The organism is Nocardia sp. 852002-20019_SCH5090214 (assembly GCF_001665865.1).
In the GTDB taxonomy this organism is placed as follows: Bacteria; Actinomycetota; Actinomycetes; order Mycobacteriales; family Mycobacteriaceae; genus Nocardia; species Nocardia nova.
Genome location: NZ_LZMK01000235.1, coordinates 56,581 through 80,944 on the forward strand (window position 1 = coordinate 56,581; position 24,364 = coordinate 80,944).

Consider the following 24,364-nt stretch of genomic DNA (forward strand, 5'->3'; position numbering starts at 1 on the left):
CTACCGACGCGGCAGCGTCTCGGACAGGTACCGACGCGGCAGCGTCCCACGCCGACAGCGGCGCGGCAGCGTCCCGGGCAGGTAGCGGCGCGGCAGCAACGCGGGCCGGTTCCGACGCCACCGGCGGTGCCGATACCGCGGTGCGCGTATCGGGTGCCGATCCGGCCGTCGTGGTCGACGATGTGCGCAAATCCTTCGGCGAGGTGCACGCCCTGCAGGGCATCAGCTTCACCGCCGCCCGCGCCTCGGTGCTGGGCATCCTCGGACCCAACGGCGCCGGCAAGACCACCACGGTCAAGATCCTGTCCACCCTGCTGCGACCGGATTCGGGCAGCGCCTCGGTGGCCGGGCACGACGTGGTCGCCGATGCGGCCGGGGTGCGGCGTTCGATCATGATGACCGGGCAGTACGCGGCGCTGGACGAGAATCTCTCCGGCCGCGAGAACCTCGAACTGTTCGGCCGGCTGATGGGTCTGCCCAAGAAGGACGCCCGCCGCCGCGCCGACACCCTGCTCGAGGAGTTCGACCTGGTCGGCGCCGGTAAGCGCGCGGTCCGGCACTACTCCGGCGGTATGCGCCGCCGCGTCGACATCGCCTGCGGGCTCGTGGTGCGCCCGGAGGTGGTCTTCCTCGACGAGCCGACCACCGGCCTCGATCCACGCAGCCGCCAGGGCGTCTGGGATCTGGTCAACGCGCTCAAGGAGCAGGGCATCACGGTGCTGCTGACCACGCAGTATCTCGAAGAGGCCGACGTCCTCAGCGACAACATCATCGTCATCGACAAGGGCACGGTGATCGCCGAGGGCACCGCCGACGAACTCAAGGAGAAGACCGGCGGCAGCTACTGCGAGGTGGTCCCGCTGGATCCGACGCAGCTGCGCAAGGCGGTGACCGCCCTCGGGGAGCTGGTACCCGAGGCCCTGCGGCACGAATTCGCCGGCGACCGGATCTCCATTCCGGCCCCCGACGGGGCGAGCACCCTCGCCGAGGCGGTACGCCGCCTCGACGCCGCGGGCCTCGAACTGGCCGATATCGCGCTGCGGCGGCCCTCGCTCGACGACGTGTTCCTGTCCATCACCGGTCATTCCGGCGGACATCAATGAGCGCGCCGGTGGCCGCCGAGGCCCGCCTCTTCGCGCAGATGCCCGAGGCGCGGATCTCCAGCTTCGCCCAGTGGCGGGCGCTGACCGGGCGGATCGTGCGCACGATGGCGACCAAGGGTGAACTGGTCGTCGCGGTGATCACGCCGCTGGTGTTCACCCTCGGGTTCTATCTGCCGCTGCGGTATGTGATGCAGTTCCGCGGCATCGACTACGCGCAGTTCGTGATGCCGATCATCGTGCTGCAGACCATGTCGTTCACCATGATGTCGAATGCGCAGATCGCGGCCTTCGAATCGATGACCGGTCTGCACACCCGCATGCAGACCATGCCGATCGGGCCGATGGTTCCGCTGGTCTCCCGCATCTGCGCGGGCCTGGTGCGTTCGGTGACCTCACTGATCGCGGCCTTGATCTTCGGATACATGATCGGTTTCCGGTTCACCGCCGGACTCGGACAGGCCGTGCTGTTCTGCGCGTTCTCGCTGGCCGTCGGGACCGTGCTGGCGATCGGCGCGGACGCGCTGGGCAGTTTCACCAAGAGTCCGGAGGCGCTGAGTCAGGCGCTGACGCTGCCGACGCTGATTCTCGGCATGCTCTCGTGCGGCTTCGTGCCGGAATCCGGATTCCCGGCGTGGATTCGTCCGTTCGCCCGCAATCAGCCGGTCTCCCAGTTCTCCTTCGCCCTGCGGGATATGGCCGCGGGCGGCGTGAGCTGGCATGTGCTGTGGGTGCCGCTGGTGTGGTTGATCAGTCTGACGGCGGCCTTCGTTCCGCTGGCGGTGTGGGCGAGTGTGAGGCGATCGTGAGCAGTCTGACCATCGATGCCACCGAGGCGTCTCCGGAAACTCTCGGCTGGAAGACGCCGCTGCCGAGGGTCGCGGCTCGATCGGAGCGGTCGGTCACGACCTGGGCACGGCACAGCCTGATCCAGTGCAAACGGTTGCTGATGGTGTGGGCGCGCGACCCCGCGACCACCATTCAGACGCTGATCTACCCGGCCCTGACCCTGCTGATGTTCCGGATCGTGCTCGGCGATTCGATCACCGCGGCCACCGGCATGCCCAGCGTCTACGGCACGGTCCCCCTGATCACCCTGGTGGCGGCGATGTCCGGAGCGGTGGTCAGCGCGCTGGGCTTCAAGACCGAGAAGTACACCGGCCTGCTGGGCCGCTTCTGGACGATGCCGATCCACCGGGCCGCGGGACTCACCGGGCGACTGCTCGCCGAGGCGCTGCGCGTCCTGGTGACCACGCTGTTCGTGATCGCGGTCGGCGTCTGCATCGGCTTCCGCTTCTGGAACGGTCCGCTGGCCTCCCTGGCCATGATCGGCATCCCGGTGCTGTTCGGCGTGGGCTTCGCGGTGATGGTCACCGCCCTGGCCACCGTCTCCGAGGGCGTGATGCTGGTCAACATCGTCAGCATCATCAACACCCTGCTGATGTTCTTCAACTCCGGCTTCGTCCCGGTCTTCGCCTACCCCACGTGGTTGCAGAAGGTCGTCGAGAACCAGCCCATGAGCACCGCCATCGACGCGATGCGCGGACTCTGCTGGGACGGCCCCGTCGCCGAACCCCTGTGGAAGACCGTCGCCTGGGTGCTCGGCATGATCGTGGTCTTCGGCTACCCGGCCGTGCGAGGCTACCGCCGCGCCGCAGAGACGGGCGCCTGATCCGACCGGGTCAAAACGTCTACTCATTTGACTTGTAATTGTCCAATGAGTAGACAACACTGGTGATCAGCGAACAGCCGACCCGGACGATCCTCCAGGAGCTCATCCGTTCGGGATGGAGCCGTAAGCGCCAGGGCAAGGGCAGTCACAGTCTGTGGCAGTGTCCGACCGGGCAACATTCGGTGACTGTTCCGGATGGGCATACGACGATCCGAGCCGGCGTGGTGCGGAGCATCCGGGAAGCGGTCGACGGCTGCAGTTGCTGAGAGGAGACGGCGATGAAATACGAGGCACACGTGACCGGACGCGAGGGCCGGTGGTGGGCGGTGACCATTCCCGCGCTCGGCGAGGACGCACAGACCCAGGCACGCAGGCTCGACGACGTCGCGGACGAGGCGCGAGACTATGTCACCGTGGCCCTCGATGTGGCCCCTTCGACCATCGACATCGAGGTAGTGATCGATGACCTCGGTGGCGTCCGCAACATCAACGAACGCGCCGCCCGGATCCGCGCCGGGCGTGCCGAAATCGAGCGCATCGAGCGCGAGAATCAGGCTGAGGCCCAGGCGTTGGCCGTCGAACTCGCCGCGCAGGGGATTTCCTTGCGAGACATCGCAAGTCTCACCGGGTACACCTTCCAGCGAATCGGGCAGATGACGGCATCCAAGACTCGTGAGCAGGCGCAGGCGAGCTGAGCCCCGTCGCTGCGGCCGGATAGCGGCTTCCTCAGGCCGGGCGGGCGCAGCCGCGTAGTTCGCCGATGTAGGTGGTCATGGCGTCGCGGTTGCGGGTGAGCAGGTCGATGCGCTGGGTCAGGCGGTCGCGCTGATGTTCGAGGGTCGCGATGATTTCCGGTGTGGCGTCGGCGAAATGAATGTCGCGCGGATCGTCCAGGCAGGGCAGGATCTGCTTGATGATCCGCGTGGGCAGGCCCGCGTCCAATAGTCCGCGGATGTGCAGGATCTGATCGACCAGGCGCTCGTCGTAGTCGCGATAGCCGTTATCGCAGCGGCGCACCCGGATCAGTCCCTGCTCCTCGTAGTAGCGCAGCAGCCGCCGGGAGGTATCGGTCCGCTCCGCCAACTCACCGATTCGCATATGCTCTACCTCACAACGACTTTCGGTTGACCTTCACATCTATGTCAAGGTCCGACGATACCGGCATGAGCACGGACATCACACTGTACGACTACTCCCCGATCACCGAGCGCGAGCCGATCCACTGGCCCGACGGTAAGCGAGTCGCGTTCTACGTCGGCCTCAATATCGAACATTTCTACGTCGACCTGCCGGGTACCGCGACCTACGAGGGCACCACCGCACTGACGCCGGACGCGCTGAACTACGGCTGGCGCGACTACGGGCCGCGGGTGGGCATCTGGCGCCAGATCCAGCTGCTCGACAAATACGGGATCCGCGCCAGCGCACTGCTGAATTCCGATGTGGGCGAACGGTATCCGCAGATCATCGCGGCCGGGAAGGAACGCGGCTGGGATTGGCTCGCGCACGGCAGCAGCAACAGCCACCTGCACACCGGACTGTCGCTGGAGGAGGAGCGCCGCGTTCTGACCGACATCGTCTCGACGATCGAGAAGACCACCGGCCGCCGGCCGCGGGGCTGGATGGGTCCCGGGCTCACCGAAACCTTCCACACGCCCGGGCTCCTGGCCGAACTGGGGCTGGAATACGTCCTCGACTGGACCAACGACGATCAGCCCTATCGGCTGAATGTGCCGGGGATGCTGAGCGTTCCGTATTCGGTGGAACTGAACGACATCGGCATCTTCGTCAGCAAGGGGCTCACCGGCCCCGATTTCGTCCGCATGGTCCGCGACCAACTCGACCAGCTCTACGCCGACTCCGCCGACAGCGGCCGGGTGCTGGCGCTGGCCCTGCACCCGTTCGTCACCGGTCAGGCGTTCCGGCACCGCTATCTGGACGAGACGCTCGAGTACGTGGTGAACCATCCGGGCGTGTGGGTGACCACCAGCGACGAGATCGCCGCGCACTATCGGCGGACGACGGCCGCTAGCGACCGGCCACGGTGAGATAGATCAGCAGCAGGTTCAGCGCGCTGATCACGGCGGCGATCAGCCACGCGGCCACGGTGGTCGCCCGTCGATTGGCGTCCGCGCCCATCAGGCTGCGATCACCGGTGAACCGCACCAGCGGGATCAGCGCGAACGGGATGCCGAAGGACAGCACCACCTGCGAGACGATCAGCGCGCGGGTCGGGTCCACGCCGGCGGCGAGGATGAGCAGAGCGGGAATCAGGGTGACCACGCGGCGCAACAGCAGCGGCACCTTGCGGCGCAGCAGCCCGTCCATGATCATCGCGCCGGCGTAGGCGCCCACCGAGGTGGAGGCCAGCCCGGAGGCCAGCAGTGCCACGGCAAGCAGCAGCGCGGCCCAGGGGCCGAGAACCTCCCGGACCGCGGCGTGGGCGGATTCGATCGAGTCGACATCGCGGCCGCCGAGCGTGGCGGCGGCCATCAGCAGCATCGCGAGATTGACCGCGCCGGCGATGATCATGGCCAGGCCGACATCCATCCGGGTCGCGCGCAGCAGGCGACTGCGGCGCGGGCCCGGCTCGGTGCGGCCGTGCCGGTCGCGGGTCAGGCCGGAGTGCAGATAGATGGCGTGCGGCATGACCGTGGCGCCGATCATGGCGGCCGCGAGCAGGACGCTCTGCGCCCCGTCGAAACGCGGCACCAGCCCGCCGGCCACCCCGGCGGGCGAGGGCGGCGAGATCACCACACCGGCCAGGAACCCGATCGCGATCACCGCCAGCAGGCCGATGATCACGCGCTCGAACGGCTGTTGCCCGCGGCGGTTCTGCACGGCCAGCAGGGCCATCGACACCACGCCGGTGATCACGCCGCCGAGCAGCAGCGGCAGGCCGAACAGCAGGTTCAAGGCGATCGCGCCACCGACGACTTCGGCGAGATCGGTTGCCATCGCGGTCAATTCGGCCTGACCCCAATAGGCCAGCCGGACCGGGCGCCCGGCTCGTTCGCGCACGATCTGCGGTAGCGAGCGGCCGGTCACCACCCCCAGTTTCGCCGACAGGTACTGCACCAGCGCGGCCATCACATTCGCCATGACGACCACCCACACCAGCAGGTAGCCGTACTGCGCGCCGGCGCTGATATTGGAGGCCACATTCCCGGGATCGACATAGGCGATCGCCGCCACGAAAGCCGGGCCCAGCAGCACCACGAGCGAACGCAGCCGATTCCGGCGCGTGGGCCCGACCTCGACGGTGATCGCATTCATGAAAAATAGTTTACGGCGAACCGAACTTATTAGTGAGACAGCCCCCGGAAAATGGCGAATCCGCCCCGATCGCGACGGCGATCGAGGCGGATTCGGTGGTTCGTTCGGGGCAGTCAGATGCCCAGACCGCGGGCCAGCACCGGCCACGAGTCGAGGAAGTCGTCGTGCCAGTAGCCCCACGAGTGGGTGCCGGAGTTACGGAAGTTGTAGGTCGCCGGAATGTTCAGCGAGTCCAGCTTCGTCTGCAGGTTGTGGCTGCAGTAGTTGGTCGCGGCCTCGATCACGCCGCCGATGACGAGCTGGTTGCCCAGACCGTAGGCGCCGGGCAGGGCGTAGGGGCCGTTGAGGGTGTCCCACTGGCCGGGCAGGCCGTTACCCGAGGAGATGTACAGGTTCGCGCCGCGCAGCTGATCGGCGTGCAGCAGCGGGTCGTTGTCCTGCCAGGCCGGGTTGTCGTCGTCGCCGTACATGTTGCGCACGTCGCCGCCGCCCCAGGTGTTGACGGTGAGCTTCACCGCTTCGCGGCCGACGTCGGTGCTGCTCTCCGCGCAGCCGGAGTAGGCGGCCACCGACTTGTACAGACCCGGCTTGGCGATCGCCAGGTTCAGCACCGAGGTGCCCGAAGTCGACAGGCCCGCAATGGCATTGACGCCGTTGGTGCCCAGCGCGCCGTCGATCAGCGGAGGCAGCTCCTCGGTGAAGAAGGTCTTCCACTTGTTGCGGCCCAGGTTCGGGTCGTCCTTCAGCCAGTCGGTGTAGTAGCTCCACTTACCGCCGATGGGCTGCACGACGTTGACGTTCTTGTCGGACAGGAAGCCGTTGACGATGTCGGTCTTCTTCTGCCACGACGCGTCGTCCTCGCCGCCGCCCGCGCCGTTGAGCAGATACAGGGTCGGGCGCGGCACCGACGCGTCGGCGGGGCGCTGCACATCGACCGGGAAGGTGCGGTTCATCGCCGCCGAGTGGACGTACAGCCGGATGCTGCGGTCGTCCTTGTAGGTGGCCTTCTCGATACGCGATCCGTCGGGCGACTGCGGGTCGGCCAACAGGGACTTCGAGGCGATGACCGGATCGTCCGCCGAGGCGGACGTTGCGCCGACTCCGGCCACGACGCCTGTGAGGACCCCGGTGGCCGCGAGCACGGCAGCAGCTCTCAGGCCACTACGCCGGAAGTGTCGACGAATCAATGTTCACACCTTCGCTATCTGCTCGAATTCGGTTTCAGCTCTTCCGTGGGGCGCCCGGCGAGGCGCCACCCCGGACGGTCGAGAACTCGCCCGACCCTACGGCCTATCTAGTCGTCTGACCAGACCGGTCCGTTACGTATGCGCCGCCCCATCATGCCGGAGACGACCCGTCCGGGCGAGGACCGCCCCCGCGCGCCAGTACCTGTGCCAGCACCGGACCGAGTTCGGCCAGCGCCGGCGGCGAGGTCATCTGGTCGTGCGAGACGCCGACCGGGTGATCGGCGATCTCGCCCTCGACATAGGGCCGCCAGTTCTGCGCCGCCGTTTCGTGGCCGGCCGCGCTGAAATAGTCCAGGCGGCCACGATATACGTCCGGCCGATGTTCGGCGATCAACTCCGCCGAGCGCACCGCGCTGCGGTAGATACGGCGTACCCGGTCCGGCGTCAGCACGGCCATATCCGGCGGGATGGTGGCGTGCAGGGCGGCCACCGCCTCCTCGCTGAGGTCGTGGATGTCGCCGTTGCCGACCAGGGCCTCCGCGCCGATCCCGATCTCCGCCAGGGCTTCTCGGATCGCGGTCCGGAAATCGGCGACGTCGATCTCGGCGTGGCTGTCGAGCATGCTCACCGAGCCGACCCGCTCGCCCGCCGCCTGCAGGGTGGTCGCGACGGCATGGGCCAGCACACCGCCCAGCGACCAGCCGAGCAGGTGGTACGGGCCGTGCGGCTGCACCGCGCGAATCTCGGCAACATAGCGATCGGCCATCTCCTGCAACGATTCCGGCAGGTAATCGTCCTCCGACAGCGCCGGCGACTGCACACCCAGAATCGGCCGGTCCGCGACATACCGGGTCAGACCCGCGTAGCACCAGGACAATCCGTACATCGGGTGGATGCAGAACAGTGTGTCGCCCTCGCCCTGCGCGCGGATCGGCAGCAGCACACCCAGTGCCGCATCCGATTCCAGGTCGTAGTCGTGCTCGTCGCTCATCGCCGCGACGATGCGCTGCGCGAGTGCGGCGACGGTGGATCCGAGGAAGAACCACTGCACCCGGACCTCGACACCGGTGAGCGCGCGCAAGCGGCTCACCGCACGGGTCGCGACCAAGGAATTGCCGCCCAGATCGAAGAAGTCGTCATCCAGGCCGACCCGGTCGGCGCCCAGCACCTCGGCGAAGACGGAGGCGATCGCCTCCTCCAGCGATGTCGACGGCGCCCGGTAGGGGCGTCCGGAGAACTGCGGCACCGGTAGCGCCTTGCGATCGAGTTTGCCGCTGGCGTTGAGCGGCAGCGCGTCGAGTACCACCACGGCCGCCGGAATCATATACGCGGGCAATGATTCCCGCGCGTAGGCCAGCAACTCGGCCTCGTCGATCGCGCCCGCGTCGGGCACCACGTAGGCGACCAGGCGGTCACCCGACGAGCTGCGCACCAGCGACACCACGGCGTGGCGCACCGGCGCGAAGCCGGCCAGCACCGCCTCGATCTCCCCGAGCTCGATGCGCTGACCACGCAGCTTGATCTGGAAATCGCTGCGGCCCAGGTATTCCAGTGCCGCGCCGGCGCCGGTTTCGCGCCAGCGCACGATATCGCCGGTGCGGTAGAGCCGCTGCCCGCCCTCGTGGGCGACGAACCGTTCGGCGGTCAGCGCCGGTGCGCCGAGATATCCGCGGGCCAGCTGCACACCGGCCACGTAGAGCTCACCGGGCGAGCCCGGCGGCACCGGCCGCAGCTGCCGGTCCAGCACGTACACCCGGGTGTTGGCGACCGGTGTGCCGATCGGGACCGCGACGCCGTCGCTGTCGCCGGCGGGCCAGGCCGTGACCACGGTGGCCTCGGCCGGGCCGTACCAGTTCACCAGCTCCGTGTCCGCGAGCGTGGCGCGGAATCGCTGCGCGGTCTCCCCCGACAGCGCCTCACCGGCGGCGAACACCCGTCGCAGCGACGGATAACCGCGCGTCACCGCCGCATTCGCGGCCGGGTCCAGGAACGTGTCCAGCATCGAGGGCACGAAGTGCACGGTGCTGACCGAGCGCTGTTCGATCACCTGCGACAGATACGCCGGATCGCGGTGGCCGTCCGGCTCGGCGATCACGATCGCCGCACCGGTCTGCAACGGCCAGAACAACTCCCACGTCGAGATGTCGAAGGTGATCGGCGTCTTGTGCAGGACGACGTCGCCGGTGTCGTGCGGATAGGTCCGCTGTGCCCACCGGAACTGGTTGGTCATCTGCCGGTGCGTGATCACCACGCCCTTCGGCCGGCCGGTCGAGCCGGAGGTGTGGATGACATAGGCCACCGCATCCGGATGGACGTACGGGAATCGCAGCGCCGCAACCGATTCCGGTTCGCCGTCCAATCCGGAGATATCGACGACCGGGACTCCGCTGTCGGTGGCGAAGCCGTCGCGGCCCGTGGTCAGCACGCACACCGGACGGGCGTTGGCCAGCACGAACTCGTTGCGTTCGGCCGGGTGATCCGGGTCGACGGGGACATAACCCGCACCCGTCCGCAGCACCGCGTAGATGCCGACCACCAGGTCGATCGAACGCCGCATGGCCACGGCCACCAGCGAATTCGGTTCCACTCCGCGGCCGAGCAGTTCGGCGGCGAGGGCACGCGACCGCAGATCCAGCTCGCGGTAGCTCAGCGTCACGTCGCCGAAGTGCAGCGCCGGCGCCTGCGGGGTGCGGGCCACCTGCTCGTCGAACAGGCTCAGCAGGGTCGCCTGATCGCGCAGCTGCGGCACCTCGGTGGCGTTGCGGGCCTCCAGTGCGGCGCGCTCGCCGTCCAGCAGCGCGTCGACATCGGCGACCCGAGCCTGCGGTGTATCGGTGAAGCGACCGATGAGCGCCGCGAGCCGCTGCGACAGCGCCTGCGCCGCCGCTTCGTCGAAGACGTCGCGCAGATACTTCAGGCTGATCCGGAGCTGGTTGTCCAGCACCACGATCACCGTCACCGGATAGTGCGTGCCGTTGACCGCGCCGATGCCGGTGACGTGCATACCGTCGATCGAGCCGACCCGGTCGAGTCCGTCGCGATCGACCGGGAAGGATTCGAACACGACCAGCGAATCGAACAGCCCTTCCACTCCGACGGCCTGCTGGATATCGCTCAGGCCCAGGTAGTGGAAGTCCAGCAGCGCCGCCTGTTCGGCCTGCAACTGGCTCAGCAGTCCGGCCAGCGTGTCGGTGGCGCCCAGACGCACCCGCACCGGAATGGCGTTGAGGAACAATCCGACCATCGTCTCCACACCCGGCAGCGCGGGCGGGCGCCCGGATACCGTGGCGCCGAAGACGACGTCGTCGCGATCGATGCTGCGGCCGATGAGCAGACCCCACGCCGCCTGCACCACGGTGTTGACCGTGACACCGAGCCGGGCGGCGAGCCGGGTCAGCTCGGTGGTGTCGGCGACCGACAGCTCGAAGCCGATTTCGCCCACACCCGCGGAGATCTCCCGGCTCGGGTCGACCGGCGCCAGCGGTGTCGGCTCGGTGATCCCGTCCAGCGCCCGCTGCCATTGCGCCCGCGCGGCGGCCGCATCCTGCGCGATCAGCCAGCGCAGATAGTCACCGTAGGATCCGGCCGGCGGTAGCTGCCGCGACCGCGCGCCCACCGCGTACAGCGTGAGCAGATCCTGCATGAGCAGCGGCGTCGACCAGCCGTCGATGAGGATGTGGTGGCTGGTGACGAGCAGCCGGTAGGCGTCGGCGCCGAGCCGGAAGAGGGTGAACCGCAGCAGCGGCGCCCGGTCCATCGCGAACCGCCGGCCGTAGTCGAGTTCACACATCCGGACCGCTTCGGCCTCGGCGGCCTCGGGTGCCAGATCGGTGAGATCGATACTGCGCCATGGGACGTCGACGTGATCGAGCACCACCTGCACCGGATTCCCGGCGGCATCGGCGGCGAAGGCGACCCGTAGGTTGTCGTGCCGGTCCAGCACGGCCTGTGCGGCCGCGCGCAGCCTCCGCTCGTCCACGGCACCGCCCAGATCCAGGGTGAACTGGGTGATGTAGACGTCGGTCGAGGTGTCGGCCAGCAGGGCGTGGAACAGCATGCCCGACTGCAGCGGCGTCACCGGCCAGACATCGGCCAGATCCGGGTAGTCCTGCGACAACTTCGCGATATCGGCGGTTTCCAGGCGGACCAGTTCGAAGTCGGACACGGTGAAACCGCCGGCGTCGGCGTGGGTTCCGTGCTCGGCGAGGCCGCCCAGCGCACGCACCCACAGTCCGGCGAACTCCTTCACCTGGTCGACGGTGAAAACGGCTGCCGCGTAGTCGAATCGCGCCAGCAGTCCGTCCTCGGTGGCGTCGACGGTGATGTCGAGCAGCAGGTCGGCCGCGGGCAGGTGCGGATACGGCCGGGCCGGACGCAGATCGCGGTAGCGGAACGCGGTGCGGCCCTGCGGTGCCGCGGCCAGCGCGGACGCGGTGTCGGGGTTGAGATACCGCAGCAGACCGTAGCCGACACCCGAATCGGGCACCCTGCGCCGCAGTTCCTTGATCTGCGCGATGGCGTCGCCCGCGGCGCGGTTACCGAGCAGCGCCTGCTCGACATCGATATCGGTGAGGCCGACCAGCAGCGGATAGGTGGAGGTGAAACCACCGACCGTACCGGCGGATTCGGCGCCGGCGACCGCACGGCCGTCGGCCGCCAGCCGCACCACGGTGCCGATCAGATCACCGGCATCGGCACGGGCGCCCCGCTCCTGCGCCAGCGCGAACGCGGTGAGCAGCACATCCTCGATGGTGGCGTGATAGGCGTGCGCGACCGCGTCGACGGCAGCCGCGCCCTCGGCGGTGATGACCAGCGAGACCCGGCCGCGCGCCGCCAGATCGATGCCCTCGACCGGAGCGTCGGCGGGTGCGGCGGCGAGATGACGCTGCCACCAGTCGAGCTGCGCCACGGTCTCGGCCGCGACGGCACTGGCCGCGAGCGCGCGACCCACGCCCAGCGGACCGGCATCGACGGCCGCGGGCGCGGAATGTCCGCCCGCCCACGACTCCGACAGTTCGTCGACGACGATGCGCCACGAAGTGTCGTCCACCACCAGACCGTTGGCGGCCACGACCAGACTCGTTGCGGCGCCCGCGGATTCCCCCGGGTCGGAGGGCGCGATCAGCGCGAAGGCGATGGTGCGCCCGTCGGCCGGATCGAGCTCCTGTGCCAGCGATCGCACCGCCAGGTCGACGGCGTCGGGGCCCGGCGCGAACTGCCGCAGGATCGCCGGGACGGGAGTTTCCGGAATCACCAGGGCGCCGGCCTCGACATCCAGGCGAGCCGACAGGACGGCATGCCGGTCGAGTACGCCGGTCACCGCCGCACGGATCCGCTCGGGATCGCAGTCGGCCGGAATGTCGAGGGCGATCGCCCGGAGTTCGCGACCGGAGGGGTCGAGTTCCAGCGCGCGAATCGCGGCCGGCGGCAACGGCATCGGCCCGGACTGCTCGGCGGCGGCCGGCGCCTCGACGGTGGCCGCGCGGGCCAGCGCCTCGACCGTGCGCGCGGTGAACACGTCACGCGGGGTGAAGTGCACACCGCGCGCCCGCGCCCGGGACACGACCTGGATGGAGACGATGCTGTCGCCACCGAGGGCGAAGAAGTCGTCGTCCACGCCGACGCGATCGACGCCCAGCACCTCACCGATCACCTCGGCGACCACCTGTTCGGTGGCGGTCTGCGGTGCGCGGTAGCGCTTGGCCTCCAGGACCGGTTCCGGCAGGGCCTTGCGATCGAGTTTGCCGACCGGGGTCAGCGGAATCTCGTCCAGAACCACGATCGCGGTCGGAACCATGTACTCCGGCAGCCGCGCGGCGAGTTCGGCGGTCAGCGTCTCGGTATCCAGCGGCAGACCGGCGGCCGAACGCACATAGGAGACGAGAATCGTGGTGCCCGTGGCGGTGCGATGCCCCACGGTGACCGCGAAATCGACACCGGGCTGATCGATCAGCGCACTGTCGATCTCGCCCAGTTCGATGCGCAGGCCGCGGATCTTGACCTGGAAGTCGTTGCGGCCCACATATTCCACCACCGGCTCGCCGCGACGCCAGCGCACCACGTCACCGGTGCGGTAGAGCCGCTGCCCGGGCGGGCCGTACGGATCGGCGACGAACCGGGCGGCGGTGAGGCCGGGCCGGTCGTGGTAACCGCGGGCCAGCTGGATGCCGCCCAGATACAGTTCGCCGGCGACGCCTTCGGGCACCAGCCGCAGCCGCGAGTCGAGGATCAGCGCCCGCATGCCGCGGATCGGCCCGCCGATGGTCACCACGTCACCGGGCGAGAGCGGATCGCTGATGTTGGTCATGATCGTGGTCTCGGTGGGGCCGTACCCGTTGTGGAACCGGCGGCCCGAACCATCCGGCGCACCACCCCATTTCGCGACCAGATCGGGCGGCACGGCCTCACCACCGGCGACGATGGCCTGCATCGAGGCCAGCGCATCCGAATCCAGCGAGGCCAGGACCGACGGGGTGAGGAAGGCGTGCGTGACCCGCTGACCGCGGATCACCTCGGCCAGTTCCTCACCGCCGAAGGTGCGTGGCGGCACGATCACCAGCGCCCCGCACGCGCCGATGGCCAGCAGCAACTCCAGCATCGAGGCGTCGAAGGACGGCGAGGCGAACGCCAGCGCCCGCGAATCGTGATCCAGCCGGTAACGCTCCCGCTGTTCGGCGCTGAAGTTCGCCAGACCCGCATGGGTGACCACGACGCCCTTGGGCAGACCGGTGGAACCGGAGGTGTAGATGAGATAGGCGGTGTTGTCCGGGCGCAGCGGGACCAGGCGTTCGGCATCGGAAACCGGTGCGCCGGACAGGGAATCGACCTCGTAGGCGAAGTTGGGATCGTCGAGCACGATCCAGCCGCCGGCGGTATCCGGCAGGTCCGCGACCTCGGCCCGCACGGTGACTCCGAGGTCGGCGCGGCAGTCGGCGACCATGTGCGCGATGCGGTCGTACGGATAGGTCGGGTCGATCGGCACGAACGCCGCACCCGACTTGGCGACCGACCACAGCGCCACCACACCCTCGAGCGAGCGCGGAATGGCCACCGCCACATGCTTGTCCGGCCCGGCGCCCAGTTCGATGAGCCGGCGGGCCAGTTTGGTCGAGGCCAGATCCAGCTGGGCATAGGTGAACGCGCGCCCGCCCACGACGACCGCGGGACCGTCCGGATTCGCCGCGACCGCGGCCGCCATCAGATCCGGCAGCGTGGCGGGCGCCACCGCGGGCAGTCCGGTGCGAGCGGCGAGATCCTCGGTTTCGGATCCGACCAGGATGTCGAGATCGCCGACCGCGATATCGGCGTCGCGCGCGACCGCGGCGAGGATCCGGCCCAGCCGCCGGCCGAAGTCGACGACCGTGTCCCGGTCGAAAAGATCGGTGGCATAGGTGAACTCGCCGAAGATGCCGGCTTCGCCGCCGGCTCCGGTGCGCTGTTCGCGCAGCGTCAGCAGCAGATCGAATTTCGCGGTGTCGGCGGCCGGATCCAGGGCGGTGAAGCTCAGGCCCGGCAGTTCGAAACTGGTTGCGGCCAGATTCTCGAACGACAGCGCCACCTGGAACAGCGGATGCCGGGCGGTGGAGCGCTCCGGGTCCAGCGCCTCGACCAGCCGCTCGAACGGCACGTCGGCGTGGGCGAAGGCGCGCAGATCGGTTTCCCGGTTGTCGGCCAGCAGTTCGGCGAAACTGCGGCCCGGCGCCACCCGGCTGCGCAGTACCAGTGTGTTGACGAACATGCCGATCAGATCGTCGAGTTCGGCTTCACCGCGGCCCGCGATCGGCGCACCGATGGCGATGTCCTCGGTACCCGACATGCGGGCCAGGAAGACGGCCAGGGCGGTGTGCACCACCATGAACACCGTGGAATTGTGCCGCTGCGCCAGTGCGGTGAGGCCGGCGTGCACCTGCGAATCGACGGCGAAGTCGACCTTGGCGCCGGCGAAGCTCTGCACCGCGGGCCGCGGCCGGTCCGCGGGCAACCGCAGCTCGTCCGGCAGGTCGGCCAGTTCCTGTGTCCAGTAAGACAATTGGGCGCTGACCAGGGATTCCGGATCGTCCTCGGCGCCCAGTGCGGCGCGCTGCCACAGCGCGTAGTCGGCGTACTGGATCGGCAGCAGCGCCCACGAGGGCGCCTGTCCGGCGGCCCGGGCCACGTAGGCGGTCATCAGATCCCGGGTCAGCGGGCCCATCGACCAGCCGTCGGCCGCGATGTGGTGGGCGACGAAGACGAGGACGAACTCGCTCGCCGAGAGCTGGAACAACCGGATCCGGAACGGGATCTCGGTGGTCACGTCGAATCCGCTCGCGACCTGACGCCCCACCTCGTGGGCCACCCGCTCCTCACCGATCTGCACCGGCTCCAGGTCGATGCTCACCGCGCCCGGCGCCAGCACCTGCTGCACCGCGCCGCCGGACTCGGATTCCGGATAGATGGTCCGCAGCACCTCGTGCCGGGCCACCAGATCCGCGACGGCCTGCCGCAGCGCGGCCACATCCAGCGCACCGGACAGCCGGATGGCGACCGGGATGTTGTACACCGTTGCGGCGGTGTCGAATTGGTTGAGGAACCACATCCGCTGCTGGGCGTAGGAAAGCGGAACGGCGTCCGGACGCGGACCGGCGACCAGCGGCAGCCGCGGCCGTTCGGTTCCGGTGCGCTCCACCCGGGCGGCCAGTGCACCCACGGTCGCCGCCTCGAACAGCGCGCGCACCGGCACGCGCACCTCGAGCGCGGCGCCGATCCGCGCGGCCACCTGAGTGGCCAGCAGCGAGTTACCGCCGAGGGCGAAGAAGTCGTCGTCCAGGCCGACCCGGTCGATCCCCAGCACCTCGGCGAAGGTGCCGGCCACGATCTCCTCCACCGGAGTCGAGGGCGCACGGAAGGCGGTGGTCTCGAATTCCGGCTCCGGCAGGGCCTTGCGGTCGAGTTTGCCGTTCACGGTGAGCGGCAGCGCGTCGAGGACCACGAAGGCCGCGGGCACCATGTAGTTCGGCAGCGCCGAGGCGAGTGCCGACTTCACCTGTGCCACATCGAGTTCCCGGTCCGCGGAGACCAGATACGCGACGAGCCGATCGCCGGTGCGCGGGTCGGACTTCGCCACCACGACCGCCTGGGCGAGCTGCGGCAGGCGCAGCAGCGCCGCCTCGATCTCCCCCAGTTCGATGCGGAAACCGCGCACCTTGACCTGGAAGTCGGTGCGGCCGCGATATTCCAGCTCACCGTTCGCCGTCCAGGCCACCAGGTCGCCGGTGCGGTACATGCGCGAACCGCTGCCGAACGGGTCGGCCACGAAGCGATCCGCGGTCAGATCCGCCCGGCCGAAGTAGCCGCGCGCCAGCTGCGCACCGGCCAGATAGAGCTCACCGGAGACGCCCACCGGCACCGGGTGCAGGCGCGAATCCAGCACGTAGACACTGCTGTTCCACTCGGGTGCGCCGATCGGCACCGACAGTTCGTCGGCCGCGCCGACGCGGTGCGCGGTGATCGAGACCGCGGCCTCGGTCGGACCGTACAGGTTGTAGAGCTCGACCTCGGGATGGGCGGCGGCGAACCGCTGCGCCAGCGCCGCGGGCAGCGCCTCACCGATGGCGAGGACTCGCCGCAGCGGGCTCGTCGCCTCGGGTGCGGTATTCGTCCGGGCCTCGGTGAGCAGGGCGTCCAGCATCGACGGCACCACATGCAGCGTGGTGACGCCGGTGCGCCGGATCAGATCGTTCAGGTAGGCCGGATCGCGATGTCCGTCGGGCGCGGCGATCACCAGCCGTCCGCCCGACACCGCCGCGGACCAGAACTCCCAGACCGACAGGTCGAAGGTCGCGGCGGTCTTCAGTAGTACCGCGTCGTCAGCGCGGAGATCGAATTCGGCCGTCTTCCACACCAATTGGTTGACGATCGCGCCGTGCGGCACCGCGACGCCCTTGGGGCGGCCGGTCGAACCGGAGGTGAAGATCACGTAGGCCGTGTGCTGCGGCAGCAGCGGTGCGATCCGGTCGGCGTCGGTGACCGGCCGCGCCGACAGGCCCGACAGATCCAGCTCGTCGAGGCGCACCACGTCCTCGCGCGCCGCGGACCGGCCGGAATCGGCCAGCGCGGGCATGGACTGCGAGCGACCGCGCCAATCCCGGGTCGCCGCGGCGGCTGCCGAGGGTGCGGTACGTCCGGGCAGGTTCGGAATATCCGAGGAGGTCAGCACGCACACCGGGTCGGCGGAATCGAGGATGTAGCCGACGCGTTCGGCGGGCTGATCCGGATCGAGCGGCACGTACGCGCCACCGGCCACCGAGACGGCGTACATCGCGACCACCAGATCGACGCCGCGCCGCAGGGCCAGCGCGACCCGAGATTCGGGGCCGACGCCGAGCGAGATCAGATGCCGGGCCAGGCGGTGGACGCGCTCGCCGAGTTCGCCGTAGGTGAGCTCGGCGGGCGTACCGCCGAACTGCTCGTCGGCATCGGCCGTCAGGGCCACCCCGTTCGGCCGTGCGGCGATCGTCGCCGCCAGCAGTTCCGGCAGCGTCGCGGCAGCGACCGGATGCGACGCGCCGGTCGCGGCACGCTCCAGCTCGGCCCGCTCGGCCGAGGTCAGGATGTCGAGATCGCCGACCGCAGTGGTGGCCTCGGCGACCACCCCGGCGAGCAGCAGCGACAGCCGCTCGACGATCGATTCGGCGGTCGCGGCGTCGAACAGATCCGTGGCGTAGGTGAGGAAACCACCGATGCCGTCCGGATTTCCGTCCGCGTCGTACGCATCGGCCACGATCAGATGCAGGTCGAACTGGGAGACGTCCAGATCGGCGTCCACACCGGCGACGCTCAATCCGGGCAGTTCCAGTTCGGTGCGCGCCAGGTTCTGGAACGACAGGCCCACCTGGAACAGCGGGTGGTGCGCGGTGGAACGCGGCGGGTTCAGCACCTCGACCAGCCGCTCGAACGGAATGTCGGCGTGGGCGAAGGCCTGCAGATCGGTTTCGCGCTGGCGGGCCAGCAGCTCGGTGAACGGCTCGCCGCGCTCGACACGGGTCCGGAAGACGACGGTGTTGACGAACATGCCGATCAGATCGTCGAGTTCGGCCTCACCGCGACCGGCGACCGGACTGCCGACGGCGATGTCGTCGCCGCCCGACAACCGGGCCAGCAGCAGCGCGAACGCCGAATGCACGACCATGAACAGCGTGGCGCCGTGGGCGCGGGCCAGCTCGACCAGGCCCGCGTGCACCTCGGGTGCGATCCGCACGTCCACGCGCGCACCGGCCAGCGTCGCCACCGGCGGACGTGGGCGATCGGTGGGCAACTCGAGCACGTCCGGCAGGCCGGCCAGCTCGCGCTGCCAGTACGAAATCTGCTGGGCGGCAATGGAATCCGACTGCGACTCCGAGCCCAGGACGGCACGCTGCCACAGCGCGTAATCGACGTACTGCACGCGCAGCGGCGCCCAGTCCGGCGCGGCGCCGCAGGTGCGGGCGGCGTAGGCGGTCATCACGTCGCGCACCAGCGGGCCCATCGAGGACGCGTCGGCGGCGATATGGTGCACCACCACGGCGAGCACGTATTCGCGTCGCGAACCGGGGGCGAGGTCGGAGATCTCCAGTAGCCGCACCCGCAGCGGAACCTCGGAGGTGACATCGAAAGGCGTTGCGGCCAGGGCATATACCGCATCGGCGACCGCGGCGGCGGCGGTGCGTTCCGGCCGCAGGCCCAGCCGGGTGTCGGCCGGCAGGATCACCTGGACGGGACCCTCGGGAGTCTCCGGGTAGACCGTGCGCAACACCTCGTGCCGCGCGACCACATCGTCGAGGGCCGCGCCCAGCGCCTCCACATCCAGGCTGCCGGTCAGCCGCAGCGCGAAGGGCAGGTTGTAGGCGGCCGAACCGGAATGCACCGCCTCCTCGGCGGTTTCGGCCTGGTCGAAGCGGTTGAGGAACCACATGCGCTGCTGCGCGAGCGAGAGCGGCAGCTGTTCCGGACGCTCGATCGAGCCCAGTTCCACGCCGCGCCGGATGTGGGTCTGGGAATCGAGGGTGGCGGCCAGTCCGGCCACCGTGGGCGTCTCGAACAGCGACCGCACCGGCACGCGGCCGCCGACCGCCGCACCGAGCCGGGCCACCACCTGCGTGGCGATCAGCGAATTGCCGCCGAGGGCGAAGAAGTCGTCGTCGGCGCCGACTCGTTCCAGGCCGAGCACGGAGCCGAAGACCTCGGCGACGATCTCCTCCACCGGAGTACTCGGCGCCCGGAATTCGCGGCTGCTGAAGGTGGGTTCGGGCAGCGCCTTGCGGTCGAGTTTGCCGCTCGGATTGAGCGGGAAGGCGTCGAGAACCACGACGACCGCCGGGACCATATAGGCCGGAAGCGAATCCTTCACGCCGTTGCGCAGGCGCTCGGGATCGAGGGTGGTGCGCGGCTGGGCGACGACATAGGCGACCAGCTGATCGCCCAGTGCCGAGCCCATCACCAGCGCGACCGCCTGGCTCACGCCCGGCAGCGCCAGCAGTGCGGTCTCGATCTCGCCCAGCTCGATGCGCTGGCCGCGGAACTTCACCTGGAAGTCGGTGCGGCCGATGTAGTCGAGCCGCGCGGGCCGGGTCTCGTCGGCGTCACGCCACAGCACCAGATCGCCGGTGCGGTACATCCGCTCGCCGTGGCCGAACGGGTTGGCCACGAACCGGTCCGCGGTCAGGTCGGGGCGGCGCACATAGCCGCGGGCCAGCTGGTCACCCGCGAGATACAGCTCACCGGGCACGCCCACCGGCACCGGACGCAGGCGGCCGTCGAGCACGTAGACGCGAGTGTTCCACTGCGGCAGGCCGATCGGCACGGTCGGCCGGTCGTCCTCACCGACAGGCCAATACGTGACCGACACCGCGGCCTCGGTGGGCCCGTACAGGTTGTGGATGCGCGCATCGCACACCGCGTGCACGGCATCGGCGGTCTCCGGCGGCAGCGCCTCGCCGATCACGAAGATGTCCTGCAGGCTCGGGCAGCTGCCCGCCGCGATGTGCGCGGCGAAGACGGTGAGCATCGACGGGACGAAGTCGGTGACCGTAACCCCGTGCGCGGCAATGGTTTCCGCGACGTACAGCGGATCGCGATGGCCGTCGTGGGTGGCCACGACCAGCTCGGCACCCGCCCGCAGCGGCATGAAATAGCCCCACAGCGAGACGTCGAAGGTGGTCGCCGTCTTCTGCAGATAGACGTCGCCGCTGCCCAGCGGGTAGGCGGCCAGCATCCACTCGATCTGGTTGTTGATCGCGGCATGCGAGACCGCGACGCCCTTGGGCCGGCCGGTGGAGCCGGAGGTGAAGATGACGTAGGCCGGATGGTCCGGCCGCACCGGCGCGAGCAGTTCGCCGGGCCGGATCGGGCTCGGATCGAAGCCGCCGAGATCCATGGTGTCCAGCCGCAGCACCGGAATCCGCGCGGGCACCGCGACGGTATCGGCGACGGTGGTCACGACGCAGACGGGTTGTGCGGTATCGAGGATGTGCGCGATGCGGTCCGCCGGATGATCGGGGTCCAGCGGCACGTACGCACCACCGGCTGCCACGATCGCGTACATGCCGACCACCAGATCCAGCGATCGGCGGATCGCCAGGCCGACCAGGGCATCCGGGCCGACACCGCGCGAAATCAGCAGGCGCGCCAGCTGATTGACCTGGGCGTCGAATTCGGCGTAGGTCAGCTGCGCACCCTCGTAGGTGACCGCCACCGCATCCGGATTGCGCAGCGCCGTGCGCCGGTAGCCGTCGAGCAGCAGCTCCGGTTCGACCCGGTGGGCGGTGTCGTTCCAGTCCTGCAGGATGCGCAGGCGCTCGGCCGGATCGAGCAGCTCGATATCGCCCACGGCGGCCGCCGGATCGGCGACGATGCCCTCCAGCACCCGCACCAGCCGGTCGGCGTAGGTGGCGACGGTCGGCTCGTCGAACAGATCCAGCGCGTAGGTGAACATGGCCGATACGCCGGCCGGGGCACCCGCGTCCGTTCGCGGTACGGCGGTGAGCTGCAGATCGAATTTCGCCACCGCACCGTCGAATTCGACCGTTTCGGCGACCAGTCCGGGCAGCCGCAGCTGCGGCTTCTGCATGTTCTGGAAGAACAGCGCGGCCTGGAACAGCGGATGATGCGCCTGCGACCGCACCGGGTCGAGCACCTCGACCAGGCGCTCGAACGGCAGCTCGGCGTGCGAGAAGGCGCCCAGATCGGTGTCCTTCACCGCCGCCAGCAGTTGCTCGACCGTCGTCGCGGCGTCGATGCGGGTGCGCAGCACCAGGGTGTTGACGAACATGCCGACCAGCGCGTCGAGTTCGGCCTCACCGCGCCCGGCCACCGGGGTGCCGATGGTGATGTCGTCGGTGCCGCTGGAGCGGGCCAGCAGAATCGCGAACGCCGCATGCACCACCATGAACAGCGAGGTGCCGGTGCGCTGGGCGAGTTCCTCGAGCCGGGCGTGCAGCTCGGGCGCGATGTCGAAGGTGTATTCCGCGCCGCGCCCCGAGGCGATCTGCGGGCGCGGCCGATCCGCGGGCAGATCCAGCCGGTCCGGGATGCCGGCCAGGGTGGTGCGCCAGTAGTCGATCTGCTGGGCCGCAAGGGAGTCGGGATCGTGTTCGTCGCCGAGCAGCGCCCGCTGCCACAGCGCGTAGTCGGCGTACTGCACCGGCAGCGGCTGCCAGCTCGGCCGGGCGCGGTTGCGCCGGGCGAGGAAGGCGGCCAGCAGATCGCGCATGAACGGCGCCACCGAGGCGCCGTCGGCGGCGATGTGGTGGACCACGACCGCCACGACATGATCGTCGGGCGCCAGTTCGGCCACCGCGATGCGCAGCGGCACCTCGGCGGCCACATCGAATCCGGCGAGCAGATAGCCGGCCAGCCACTGCGGCAGTTCGTCCTCGGTCACCGGCTTCGGCGCCAGATCCGGAACCGATTGCGACGCGGGCAGAATCACCTGGTGTCCGGCGCCGTCCGCGGACGGGTAGACGGTGCGCAGGGTTTCGTGGCGCTCGACGACGTCGGCGACGGCCGCCTGCAACGCCTCCACGTTCAGCGCGCCGGTGAGCCGGATCGCGAACGGAATGTTGTTGGCCGCTGATTCCGGATCGAACTGGTTGAGGAACCACATCCGCTGCTGGGCCAGCGAGAGCGGAATGCGTTCCGGACGCGGCATCGGCGCCAGCGCCAGGCGCCCGCCCGCACCCTTCAGCGGTTCCAGCCGCTGTGCCAATTCGGCGACCGTGGCCGCCTCGAACAGCAGCCGGGCCGGTACCCGCGCCGAGATCTGGGCGCCGAGGCGGCCCGCGACCTGAGTGGCGATCAGCGAGTTTCCGCCCAGTTCGAAGAAGTCGTCGTCGGCGCCGACCGGTCCGGGCGGGTCGAGCAGATCGCTGAAGACGGCCGCGACCATCTCCTCGAGCGCACCCGAGGGCGCGCGGAATTCGCGGGCGGCCAGGACCGGTTCCGGCAGCGCCGCGCGGTCCAGTTTGCCGACCGGGGTCAGCGGAATCGCGTCCAGGACCATGATCGTCGTCGGCACCATGTGGGCCGGAAGACTGTGTCCCGCATGCTCGCTCAGCTCGTCGGTGTCGACCTTCGCACCTTCGGCGGCGTGCACGTACGAGACGAGAATCGTGGCGCCGCTGTGCAGGGTGTGGCCGACAGTGACGGCGAAGTCGACCGAATCGTGGGCGGCCAGTACCGCGTCGATCTCGCCGAGCTCGATCCGGAAGCCACGGATCTTGACCTGGAAGTCGTTGCGGCCCAGATACTCCAGTTCACCGGCGGCCGTCCAGCGCACCAGGTCACCGGTGCGGTACAACCGCGAACCGTTGGCGTCGAAGGGGTTGGCGACGAAGCGCGCCGCGGTCAGGCCGGGGCGCAGGTGGTAGCCGCGCGCCAATTGCGCCCCGGTGATGTACAACTCGCCGACCGCGCCGCGCGGCACCCGCGCCAGCTGTTCGTCGAGCACGTATTCGGTGATGTTGCGCACCGGCGCGCCGATGGTGACCGTCTCCCCCGGCACCAGCGGCGCGCTGATGTTGGTCATGATCGTGGTCTCGGTCGGGCCGTACCCGTTGTAGAACTCGCGGGTGCCGCCCTCGATCGCGATCGCCCAGCGCCGCACCAGTTCCGGCGGGCAGGCCTCACCACCGGCGACCACGACGCGCAGGTCGTCCAGTCCGGCCGGATCCACCGAAGCCAGGGCGGCGGGGGTGACGAAGGCGTGGGTGACCCGTTCGCGCCGCAGCAGATTCGCCAGCTCGTCGCCGCCGAGTACCGACGGCGAGGCCACCACCATGGCCGCCGCACCGCCGATGGCCAGCAGCAGTTCCAGCACCGAGGCGTCGAACGAGGGCGATGCGAAATGCAGGGTGCGCGAGTCGTTTCCGACCCGGTACCGCTCGCGCTGTTCGTCACAGAAACTCGACAGCCCGGCCTGGGTGACCACGACCCCCTTCGGCTTGCCGGTCGAGCCGGACGTGTAGATCACGTAGGCCGGATGTTCGGCCCGCAACGGCCGCAACCGATCGGCATAGGTGACCGGGTCGCCGGAGAACTCCTCGAGCCGCGCGGCGAAATCAGCGGTGTCGACGGTCAGCCACTCCACCGAATCGGGCAGGTCCTCCCGCACCGGCGACACCGTGAGACCCAGTTTCGCACCGGAGTCGGAGACCATGTGCGCGACGCGATCGGCCGGATAGTTCGGATCCACCGGCACGAATCCGGCGCCGGTCTTGGCCACCGCCCACACCGCGACCACCGATTCCACCGACCGGGGAATACCGACGGCGACCAGATCCTCCGGGCCGATGCCGCGAGCGATGAGCAGCCGGGCCAGCCGGGTCGAACGCTCGTCGAGCTCGGCGTAGCTGAGTTCGGCCAGCGTGGTGGTGGCATCGGCGAACACCAGGGCCGTACCGGTCGGATCCGCCTCGACCGCGGTGGCCATGAGCTGGGGCAGGGTGGTGACGCGTGGCCGGCGGGTGCGTGTCGGCCGGACCCGAGCGGGGCGCGTCATGCCGTCACTTCCAGCGCGTACTGTCCGCTGACCACCCGTACCACCTATCTCATCCTGCCTGTCGTCGCCGCATGCGCCTGCACGCAGGCCACCCTTGTCCATCGATTCCGGCCGCGGC

The 24,364-nt window shown here is 69.5% G+C and carries 10 protein-coding genes; 6 read left to right on the forward strand and 4 right to left on the reverse strand.

All coding sequences use genetic code 11. The features are described 5' to 3' along the window. The first annotated feature begins 140 nt into the window (after positions 1-140). The 5 genes from A5780_RS18960 to A5780_RS18975 all read left to right on the forward strand — a co-directional run bounded on the left by A5780_RS18960 (position 141) and on the right by A5780_RS18975 (position 3,467). Positions 141-1,103, forward strand: coding sequence for a daunorubicin/doxorubicin resistance ABC transporter ATP-binding protein DrrA (locus A5780_RS18960; RefSeq protein WP_064909134.1), 963 nt, complete (start codon positions 141-143; stop codon positions 1,101-1,103). Further along, the gene (locus A5780_RS18965; RefSeq protein WP_030513348.1) at positions 1,100-1,909 is read left to right on the forward strand and encodes an ABC transporter permease; all 810 of its coding nucleotides are present in this window, start codon (positions 1,100-1,102) and stop codon (positions 1,907-1,909) included. The genes A5780_RS18960 and A5780_RS18965 overlap by 4 nt, the downstream gene beginning before the upstream one ends. A 5-nt stretch (positions 1,910-1,914) precedes the next feature. Then, positions 1,915-2,772 carry an ABC transporter permease gene (locus A5780_RS18970; protein ID WP_369829534.1) on the forward strand — a complete coding sequence of 286 codons (858 nt, stop codon included), beginning with the start codon at positions 1,915-1,917 and terminating at the stop codon, positions 2,770-2,772. 62 nt (positions 2,773-2,834) lie between these two features. Next, positions 2,835-3,038: a type II toxin-antitoxin system HicA family toxin gene (locus tag A5780_RS39190; protein WP_082976561.1), complete on the forward strand. Its 204-nt coding sequence runs from the start codon at positions 2,835-2,837 to the stop codon at positions 3,036-3,038. 30 nt (positions 3,039-3,068) lie between these two features. Beyond that, positions 3,069-3,467 carry a hypothetical protein gene (locus A5780_RS18975; protein WP_231983011.1) on the forward strand — a complete coding sequence of 133 codons (399 nt, stop codon included), beginning with the start codon at positions 3,069-3,071 and terminating at the stop codon, positions 3,465-3,467. Between the two features lie 31 nt (positions 3,468-3,498). On the opposite strand, the gene A5780_RS18980 is transcribed toward A5780_RS18975, so the two are convergent. Further along, positions 3,499-3,870, reverse strand: a complete 372-nt coding sequence (locus A5780_RS18980; protein WP_064909137.1) for a MerR family transcriptional regulator — start codon at positions 3,868-3,870, stop codon at positions 3,499-3,501. A 65-nt stretch (positions 3,871-3,935) separates the two neighbouring features. Between A5780_RS18980 and A5780_RS18985 the strand changes: the two genes are divergently transcribed. Then, positions 3,936-4,820 (forward strand): polysaccharide deacetylase family protein, encoded by an 885-nt coding sequence (locus tag A5780_RS18985; protein ID WP_064909138.1) that lies wholly within the window; start codon positions 3,936-3,938, stop codon positions 4,818-4,820. On the opposite strand, the gene A5780_RS18990 is transcribed toward A5780_RS18985, so the two are convergent. From A5780_RS18990 to A5780_RS19000, 3 genes are all read right to left on the reverse strand, one after another. After that, positions 4,801-6,003, reverse strand: coding sequence for an Nramp family divalent metal transporter (locus tag A5780_RS18990; RefSeq protein ID WP_219822886.1), 1,203 nt, complete (start codon positions 6,001-6,003; stop codon positions 4,801-4,803). The two genes, A5780_RS18985 and A5780_RS18990, sit on opposite strands and share 20 nt — an antisense overlap. Positions 6,004-6,161: 158 nt before the next feature. Next, complete coding sequence (locus A5780_RS18995; protein WP_063017856.1) at positions 6,162-7,190, reverse strand: alpha/beta hydrolase family protein; 1,029 nt, start codon at positions 7,188-7,190, stop codon at positions 6,162-6,164. Between the two features lie 196 nt (positions 7,191-7,386). Beyond that, positions 7,387-24,348, reverse strand: coding sequence for an amino acid adenylation domain-containing protein (locus A5780_RS19000; RefSeq protein WP_369829532.1), 16,962 nt, complete (start codon positions 24,346-24,348; stop codon positions 7,387-7,389). Positions 24,349-24,364 lie beyond the last annotated feature (16 nt).

Excerpts from the sequence above, each read along its gene's own strand:
- A5780_RS18965 (WP_030513348.1), top strand. The coding sequence starts at position 1,100 with ATGAGCGCGCCGGTGGCCGCCGAGGCCCGCCTCTTCGCGCAGATGCCC.
- A5780_RS18980 (WP_064909137.1), bottom strand. The coding sequence starts at position 3,870 with ATGCGAATCGGTGAGTTGGCGGAGCGGACCGATACCTCCCGGCGGCTG.
- A5780_RS18985 (WP_064909138.1), top strand. The coding sequence starts at position 3,936 with ATGAGCACGGACATCACACTGTACGACTACTCCCCGATCACCGAGCGC.
- A5780_RS19000 (WP_369829532.1), bottom strand. The coding sequence starts at position 24,348 with ATGGACAAGGGTGGCCTGCGTGCAGGCGCATGCGGCGACGACAGGCAG.